The organism is Stenotrophomonas sp. S39 (assembly GCF_016624665.1).
GTDB lineage: Bacteria > Pseudomonadota > Gammaproteobacteria > Xanthomonadales > Xanthomonadaceae > Stenotrophomonas.
Genome location: NZ_JACVTT010000011.1, coordinates 59,128 through 67,182, shown reverse-complemented (window position 1 = coordinate 67,182; position 8,055 = coordinate 59,128). Strand labels below are relative to the sequence as shown.

Here is an 8,055-nt window from a genome sequence, read left to right as displayed (position 1 = left end):
CGTGGATGAACCCATCCGCAGTGCGGACCAACGGTCCGCACCCACCACCGGAGTGCAGTAGATCCACGCCATGCGTGGATGAACCCATCCGCAGTGCGGACCAACGGTCCGCACCCACCACCGGGTGCAGTAGATCCACGCCATGCGTGGATGAACCTATCCGCGGTGCGGACCAACGGTCCGCACCCACCTTCCAACTCACTCGATCGGCTGGTCCAGCATCAGCTGCCGTGCGAAGCGCACCGGCGGCGCGCCGTAGGACAGCATCTGGTCGTGATAGGCCTTCAGGTTGAACTTGTCGCCCAGCTTGTCCTGCATCGCCTTGCGGGTGTCGAAGTGTTCCTGTGCACCGACGAAGTAGGTCGGCAGCTGCGCCGAGGTCAGCTGTGCGCGCACCCACTTGCCCGAGGCTTCGCTTTCCTGCTGGAACGCGTCGTGGGTCATCAGGTGCATCGCCTTCTCGCGATCCCAGTTGTCCACGTGCACGCCCTGGTCGAGGATCGCGTTGGAGATCGTGCGCAGGTAGAACTTCAGCTGCACCAGGTGGAACAGCGGGTCGTTGTCGAGGTAACCCTGCTCCTGCATCATGCGCTCGGTGTAGACCGCCCAACCTTCGGCGAACAGGCCCGAACGCAGCACCGCACGCAGGGTCGACGGGAACTTGGCCGAGTGCCAGCCTTCCAGGTAGTGGCCCGGGGTACCTTCGTGGATGCTCAGCAGGTGGATCATGCGCGAGTTGTACTCACGCAGGAACGAATCGACCTGCTTGTCGCTCCAGTCGTCCGGAATCGGCGAGACGGCGTAGAAGGTCTTCAGGTTCTTGTCCAGCGGGCCCGGCGAATCGCAGTAGGCCACGGCCACGCCGCGCTGGAATTCGGGCATCAGGATGATGTCCACCGGCGCATCGGGCAGGGTCATCAGGTCGTGTTCGCGCACGAACGCGGTGGACTGCTCCAGCGCGGCCTTGGCATCGTCGACCACCTTGTCGCGCGCCGGCTTGTCGGCATATGCCAGCTCCAGCGCGGCCTCGATGGCCTTCTGCTGCTGCTCATCGGTCGGCTGCGCCGGCATCTCCGGTGCGCCCGGCTTGTCCTTCAGCACGGTCTGCGCGATGCCGTACATGTCCTCGCGCACGCGCTTGAGTTCGGCGCGTGCACGCTCGCCGATCTCCTGGCGCGACAGCGAGGAATTCAGCGCGAACTTCAGCTTCTGGTCGTACTTTTCCGCACCGATGCGGAAGTCACCCTTGGCGTTCGGCACCAGGGTCTTGTCCAGCCAGGCCTGCTGTTCGTCCACGGCCTTCTTCAGGCCGTCGATGGCAGCCTGCAGGCGCTGCTGGTCGGCCTGCGGCAGTTCGCCGATATGCGGGGTGATGAAGGTATTGACGATGCTGAGGATGCCCTTGTTCTGCTTGGCCACCGTCTCGGCGTGGATCTTCGGCACGCGTGCCGGGTCGAGGTTCTCGCGGGCCTGGGCGAAGATCGCCGGCAGCTTTTCCATGCGCGCGGTGGCCGACTTCAGGCGGTCGGGCAGCGGTGCGAACTCACGGGCCATCAGGCCGTACAGGGCGCTGCCGGCCAGGCCGTTGTAGAGCTGCGGGTCCCACTTGCCGGACTGCAGCACCTCGCTGTTCCAGATTTCCGACTGCAGCTGGTTGCGCAGGATCGCCGCGTCGACCTGGTTCTCGCGGCCCAGCTTGGCCACGTCGATCTTGTCCAGCTCGGCGAGCAGGCCCTTGTACGCGTCCACGGTCTTCTGCTGGCCGGCCGCGCTCAGGTCGTCGATCTCGCTGTCATAGCGGTGGTCGCCGATCTGGGTGGCGCTGACCGGGGACAGCTGCATCCAGGTGTCCAGCGCACGCTTGGACAGGTCGGCGAAGGCGGCATCGACCGCCGCGTCGCCGGCCTGCTGACTGGCGGCCGGGGTGGAACCATTGGTCGGGGCGTCGGCCGGCTGGCAACCGGCCAGGGCGGCGACCAGGGCAAGGGCAAGGAGATGCGGGCGCATCGGCGTTCCTGTACTGGGATCAATCCCCGAGCATAGGGCGCGCGGGGCGCTTTGTCCCCCTGCCATAGGATTACCATGGGCGCTGGCAGGAATCCCACGCCCCAGGAGGGCAACGAGATGCAGGTTCAAGGAAGAAGCGTTTTCCCCGGGCGGGGCGCGATGATCGCGCTGTTGGCACTGGTGGTCCTGGCAGGCACCAGCTGCGCCAACAAGGAGCGCGCACCCGGTGGTGGCGCGCCCGCACCCATGGCCGCGATCAAGCAGGGCGAGGGTCAGTTCCTGGCCTACACCCACGAGGTCCGCGTTGAACTGGACGGCGAGCGCATCGGCCCGCGCCTGCAGGCCCTGGCGGAGTCCTGCCAGAAGGCCCAGTTTGGTGACTGCACGCTGCTGGAGATGAGCGAAGGCGATTACACGCCACGCCCCGACGCGCTGCTTCACGAGGCGCGCATCCGCGTCCGTCTCGCGCCCGACGGGGTGGGGCCGTTCATTGCACTGGCCGGCCGCGACGGGCACGTTGCCAACCGCTCCACCGATGCCGAAGACCTTGCCGAGCAGGTGGCCGACACCCGCCGCACGCAGGACCGCCTGCAGCGCGAATACGAAAAGCTGTCGGTGATGCAGCAGCGGGCCGACGTCAAGGTGGCCGACCTGCTGGCCATCTCGCAGCGCATGTCGGAAATCGAGGCCGGCCTGGAAGCCGCCAACCGCGAGGCTGCACAGCAGCGCCGCCGCATCGATACGCAGCTGGTGACCGTGCAGCTGGAACCGCCGTCAGGCGAAACCGGGCGCAGCGAGATCGGCGCCGCGGTACGCGACTTCGGCGGCGTGTTCACCAGCAGCGTGGCCTTCGTCATCCGCGCTGTTGCGGCACTGGTGCCCGTAGGCGTGGTGCTGTGGCTGCTGGGTTGGGTGGGGCTGGCGCTGTGGCGCAGGCGGCGCCGCAAGGCGTAAGCGCCGGCAACGGGTAACGCCGGGCCAGGCCCGGCGAAGCCCTCAGCCCTCGTCGGTCTCGTACTCGACGAACACGTCCAGTTCCAGTGCCAGCTCCTGCACCGCATCGCGCACCTTCTGCGCGGTGGTTTCGTTGCCGACTTCCACTTCCAGTTCGTGGATGCCCGGGCCGATGTCATCGGACAGGCCGGCCGAGCTGGAATCATCGTCGTCCATGTGCGGCATCAGGTCGTCGGTTTCTTCGACATGTTCGATGCCTTCCAGGCCCAGCAGCAGGTCGCTGATGGCGCGGGCGTCGTCTTCGGTTCCGGTGATGCGCAGTCGCAGCATTGGCATGGCGGGTACACAGAGTGGGGTTGCCTGCAGCCTAGCCAGCGAAGGGAAAAGACCGGGTGAGGGCGCAGTCAGCCGGCCGTGGGCGGGCGCCCCAGCAGGCTGTCGGGCAGGGCGGGGATGGGCGTGCGCTCGTCCTGCGCCTGGGCCAGCAGCCAGTCGATGAACACGCGCGCGGCCGGGCTGGGCGGCTGCGCTTCGGCATGCACCACGTAGTAGGCGTAGCGCGCCTTCAGGGCCGGGCCGGGCAGTCGCACCACTTCATAGCGCTGCAGGTAGGGCTGGGCGACGTGGGTACGCGCCAGCACCGCGCCCATGCCGTACACCGCCGCGCGCATCGCATCGGTGCTGTCGGCGAAGGTGTGCATGGGCGGCAAGGGCGAGGGCGGCCGCACGCCGGCATGGCGGAACCAGTCGCGCCAGCCCTGCGGCGAGAGATCGGTCAGCAGGGGCAGCTCGGCGATGCGCGCGGGGTCCTGCAGTGCTTCCACGCCGGGCAAGGCGGGCGACGCGACCGGGAACAGGTTGTCGTCCATCAGGTGCTGCGCATGCAGGCCCGGCCACTGGCCCAGCCCGTAGCGGATGCCGACCTCCGGCCCGTTCTCGTCGTAGCGGTCCAGGCCACTGCCGGTGTGCAGTTCGATGCGGATGTGCGGGTGCGCCTGGGTAAAGCGTGGCAGGCGTGGCAGCAGCCAGCAGTACGACAGCGAGCGCAGGGTGGTGATGCGCAGCGGCACGCTGTCCGCATCCGGCTGCAGGTGGTGGGCAACGGCGGCGACATCGGTGAACGCGGCACTGGCGGCGTCGGCCAGCTGCCGGCCCTCGGCGGTCAGGCGCACGCCGCGCGCATGGCGCAGGAACAGGCGAACCTCCAGCACCTCCTCCAGGCGGCGCACGTGGTGGCTGACCGCGCTGGCAGTCAGGTGCAGCTCCTGGGCGGCCTGGGCAAAGTTCTGGTGGCGTGCGGCCACCGCGAACACGGCCAGTGCGGGGAGCAGGGAAGGGCGTAGCTGCATGTCGAGCCTCAAACCATATTTGTGGCTGTCAGCGATACTACGCGCTTGTGCAGCGGGCGTCTGCGGATGATCCTGTGGGTCCAGGCATAGCGCAGGCGCAGGACGGAGGCAGGGCATGAACGCGGTACCGCAGGTGGCTGAGCGTGATTGGCGCACCCCGTTGGAGCTGACCCTGCTGGGCGCGATCTGGGGCTGCTCGTTCCTGTTCATGCGCGTGGCCGTGCCCTCGTTCGGCCCGTTCGCGCTGGTAGAGGTGCGGCTGGTGCTGGGCGCGCTGGTACTGATGCCGTTCCTGTGGCGTGCCCGCGCGCAGTTCCCGCCGCGCCGCTGGCTGTGGCTGGCGCCGATCGGCCTGATCAACTCGGCGCTGCCGTTCGTGCTGTTCGCCTATTCGGCCGAGCAGGCGCCAGCGGCCATCGGCGCCATCTGCAACGCGATGACGGTGCTGTTTGCCGCGTTGATCGCCTTCCTGTTCTTCGGCGAGAAGATCGGCGTGCGCCGTGCCAGCGCGCTGCTGGTCGGCTTTGCCGGCGTGGTGGTGCTGGCCACGGCCAAAGTGTCCGGCCTGAGCATCGGCATGGCGGTGCTGGCCGGTGCGGCCGCCTCGCTGCTGTACGGCCTCGGCGTGAACCTGGTGAAGCGGCACATGACCGGCCTGCCCTCGGCAGCAGCGGCGGCGGCAACGCTGGGCTGCGCCTCGCTGTGGATGCTGCCGATGGCGGTGACGCACTGGCCGCAGGCGGCGATTCCGGGCAAGGCCTGGGGTGCCGCGATCGCGCTGGGCGTGGCGTGCACCGGGCTGGCCTTCCTGATGTTCTACCGCCTGATCGGCCGCATCGGCCCCTCGCGTGCGTCGACGGTGACTTATCTGATTCCGCTGTTCGGCGCCGCATTCGCGTGGCTGTTCCTCGACGAACCGGTGACCCTGCAGATGCTGATTGCCGGCGGCCTGATCCTTGGCAGCGTGGCCGTCAGCCAGAAGGGCTGAGCGTACCGACACACGGGTCGTGCCGGGCGCTGCCCGGCAGCGTCCTCCATGCTTGCGCGCGCGGCTGTGGATCTTGATCTGGGTCCGCCTTGGAGCGAGCCGAGCACCGCAGGTCCGGCGAGGGCGAAGAGGCGCGGGTGTCTGAGCGCAGCGAGTTCCGCGCCGTCCCTCGACGGACCGAGGAGCGCAGGGAACCGGCGCGCAGCGCCGGCTCGCGGACGGCGGCGCGTTTCTTTTGGTTACTTTTCTTTGCGCGGGCAAAGAAAAGTGACGCCCATGAACAATGAAGCGCCTTCAGTGCGCGTCAACTGAAAAAAGCCGAAGTACTACCGCACCGGCACCGGAATATTGCACAGGTCGATATGCCCGGCCGGGCGCTTGTAGAAGTCATCCACGCGGTTGCGGCGTGCTTCCACCGTATCGGCGAAGGTCTTCGAATCGGTGCGCAGCACCTGGATCGGCGTGCGCTCGGCCGCGGGCACATCGCTCGCCCGGCGGATCGAGACGATCGGCGTGCGCAGCTTCGGGTCTTCATAGAAGCCCATCGGCGCCGGCCCGCGCGGGATCGCGCTGAGCAGTTCCATGCCCTTCAGCACGCGGCCGACCAGGGTGATGTTGCGGTCCAGCTGGCGCGGCGACTGCCCGGTCACCACGTACAGTTCGGCGCCGATGCTGCTGTCTTCTTCATTGCTGCGGCCGGCACCGAGCATGCCGTAGCAGTGGGCCAGCCAGGCCTTGCCGGCCTGCGGGTCCTGGCCCACCGGGAAGCCCTCGACGAAACCGGTCTGCGCGGCCCAGCCATCGCGGTCGGGCAGCACGCCCACCTTCAGGCCGGCGCTGGCGCGCTCGAATTCGGCCGGCAACTTGCGCGCGGCGCTGCCGAACGGCTTGGCCTTGGCCGCGTCATCGGCGTCGGCATCGCCGAACTGCACCACGAAATTGTCCTGCGAGCGGTAGATGCTGGTGCCATCCCAGAAGTGCTCATGGGCGAAGGTCTGGATGTTGGCCACATGGCGCGGAGCAAACTGCGGCGCCAGTTCGATGATGACCCGCCCGGCCGGCAGGTCCATGTACAGCAGGTTGGCCGGGTCCGGCGTACGCCAGTCGCTGGCCGCCGACGCATCGAGGATCTGCTGCGGGCTGCGGTAGGGCGTGGCCGCGCTGGCCAGGGCCGGCAGCAGGCAGGCGAGGGCGAGGGTGGTCAGGGCAAGGCGACGACGGTGCGACATGGAAACCCCGGAACATGAACGAGGCTTCGATTCTGCGCGACCGGCTCGTCCACGCCAACCTGCAGGGTGACTAACGACACATTCGCTATACCGGACTTCACACTACTGTTGACTCCAACATAGTGGAGGGCCGGTCATGACCGAAGACGACGTCCACCTGAAGAAGTTCCAGAAGGAGCTCAGTGCCGGAACGGTGTCGCTGGCCCTGCTGGCGGTGCTGGCCCGGGCGGGGGAGCCGCTGTACGGATACCTCATCGCCAAGGAGCTGGAGCGCGTGGGTGAGGGCGTGCTGAGCGGCAAGCAGAGCGCGCTGTACCCGGTGCTGCGCAACCTGGAAGGCGCCGGCCTGCTCGAGAGCCATGTCGAGCCGTCCAGCAGCGGGCCACCGCGCCGCTACTACCGCATCAATGAACGTGGCCACGAGGTGCTGGCGCAGTGGCGCCAGGCCTGGCAGGCCACCCGCGATTCCGTCGATTCCGTGTTGGAGGGGGTACCGCAATGAACGAGCAGAACCTGGCAGGCACTGGCCTGCCCACCACGATCACCCAGTACCTGGCGCAGCTGCGTGCGGCGCTGCAGGGCGCCGACGCGGCGATGGTGCAGGACGCCCTGTACGACGCCGAGGAATACCTGCGTTCCGAACTGGCCGCACAGCCGGGCCGCAGCGAAGCCGAGGTGATCGCCGATGTCGCCGGCAGCTACGGCGCACCGGCGGAAGTGGCGGAGATCTACCGCGAAACCGAGGTGACCGTGAACCGCGCGATGCGCACGCCGCGTGCGGACACCAGCCCGGTGCTGCGCGCCGCCGCCGAAGCCAGCGGCGTGGCACCGGCCGCGCCGACGCCGGTACCGCCGCAGCGTTCGCTGATGGCGCGCTTCTTCGGCGTGGTGATGGATCCGCACACCTACGGCGCCTTGTTCTACATGCTGCTGTCGCTGGCCACGGGCACCTTCTTCTTCACCTGGGTGGTGACCGGCCTGTCGCTGTCGCTGGGCCTGCTGATCCTGATCATCGGCATACCGCTGACGGTGCTGTTCTTCGGCTCGGTGCGTGGGCTGGCCTTGCTGGAAGGGCGCCTGGTGGAAGCGCTGCTGGGCGAGCGCATGCCGCGCCGGCCGCGCTACACCGATCGCAGCCGCACCTGGCTGCAGCGCATCGGCGACATGTTCACCGACGGCCGCACCTGGCTGACGCTGCTGTATTTCCTGCTGATGCTGCCGCTGGGCGTGGTCTACTTCACGATTGCGGTCACCCTGCTGTCGGTGTCGCTGGCCTTCATCTGGTCGCCGGTGGCGGCGCTGCTCGACTTGAGCGTGCCGAGCATCTACATCGACGGCACCAACGTGCTGCCACTGGCTGCAACCCCGGTGCTGGCCGTGGTGGGCGCGCTGCTGCTGCTGCTGACGATGCACCTGGCCCGCGGCATCGGCAAGCTGCATGGACTGCTGGCCAAGCACCTGCTGGTGCGGCTGTAACAGCCTGGGGTCGGATCCCTGTTCGCAGAACAGGGCTCTGACCCCGGATTTG

At 68.1% G+C, this 8,055-nt stretch carries 8 protein-coding genes; 4 read left to right on the top strand and 4 right to left on the bottom strand.

Features of this window, described 5'->3' with window-relative positions:
* Positions 1-198: 198 nt before the first annotated feature.
* Positions 199-2,007, bottom strand: a complete 1,809-nt coding sequence (locus tag IAE41_RS05435) for a DUF885 domain-containing protein (RefSeq protein WP_200732359.1) — start codon at positions 2,005-2,007, stop codon at positions 199-201.
* Positions 2,008-2,166: 159 nt separating this feature from the next.
* On the opposite strand from IAE41_RS05435, the gene IAE41_RS05430 reads away from it, so the two are divergent.
* The gene (locus IAE41_RS05430) at positions 2,167-2,961 is read left to right on the top strand and encodes a DUF4349 domain-containing protein (protein WP_200732358.1); all 795 of its coding nucleotides are present in this window, start codon (positions 2,167-2,169) and stop codon (positions 2,959-2,961) included.
* A 42-nt stretch (positions 2,962-3,003) separates the two neighbouring features.
* Here IAE41_RS05430 and IAE41_RS05425 read toward each other — a convergent pair whose 3' ends face one another.
* Complete coding sequence (locus tag IAE41_RS05425) at positions 3,004-3,297, bottom strand: hypothetical protein (RefSeq protein ID WP_200732357.1); 294 nt, start codon at positions 3,295-3,297, stop codon at positions 3,004-3,006.
* Between the two features lie 68 nt (positions 3,298-3,365).
* Positions 3,366-4,310 (bottom strand): LysR substrate-binding domain-containing protein, encoded by a 945-nt coding sequence (locus IAE41_RS05420; RefSeq protein WP_200732356.1) that lies wholly within the window; start codon positions 4,308-4,310, stop codon positions 3,366-3,368.
* 115 nt (positions 4,311-4,425) lie between these two features.
* On the opposite strand from IAE41_RS05420, the gene IAE41_RS05415 reads away from it, so the two are divergent.
* Positions 4,426-5,298, top strand: coding sequence for a DMT family transporter (locus IAE41_RS05415; RefSeq protein ID WP_108746284.1), 873 nt, complete (start codon positions 4,426-4,428; stop codon positions 5,296-5,298).
* Positions 5,299-5,624: 326 nt separating this feature from the next.
* On the opposite strand, the gene IAE41_RS05410 is transcribed toward IAE41_RS05415, so the two are convergent.
* A complete protein-coding gene (locus IAE41_RS05410; protein WP_200732355.1) occupies positions 5,625-6,527 on the bottom strand; it encodes a peptidylprolyl isomerase in 903 nt (300 codons plus the stop codon).
* Between the two features lie 136 nt (positions 6,528-6,663).
* Here IAE41_RS05410 and IAE41_RS05405 point away from each other — a divergent pair, with 136 nt between their 5' ends.
* Together IAE41_RS05405 and IAE41_RS05400 are read left to right on the top strand one after the other, a co-directional pair.
* Positions 6,664-7,029: a PadR family transcriptional regulator gene (locus IAE41_RS05405; protein WP_079221238.1), complete on the top strand. Its 366-nt coding sequence runs from the start codon at positions 6,664-6,666 to the stop codon at positions 7,027-7,029.
* Entirely contained in the window at positions 7,026-8,003 is a 978-nt protein-coding gene (locus tag IAE41_RS05400) for a sensor domain-containing protein (protein WP_200732354.1), read from the top strand. Before IAE41_RS05405 ends, IAE41_RS05400 begins: the two co-directional genes overlap by 4 nt.
* Positions 8,004-8,055: the final 52 nt, after the last annotated feature.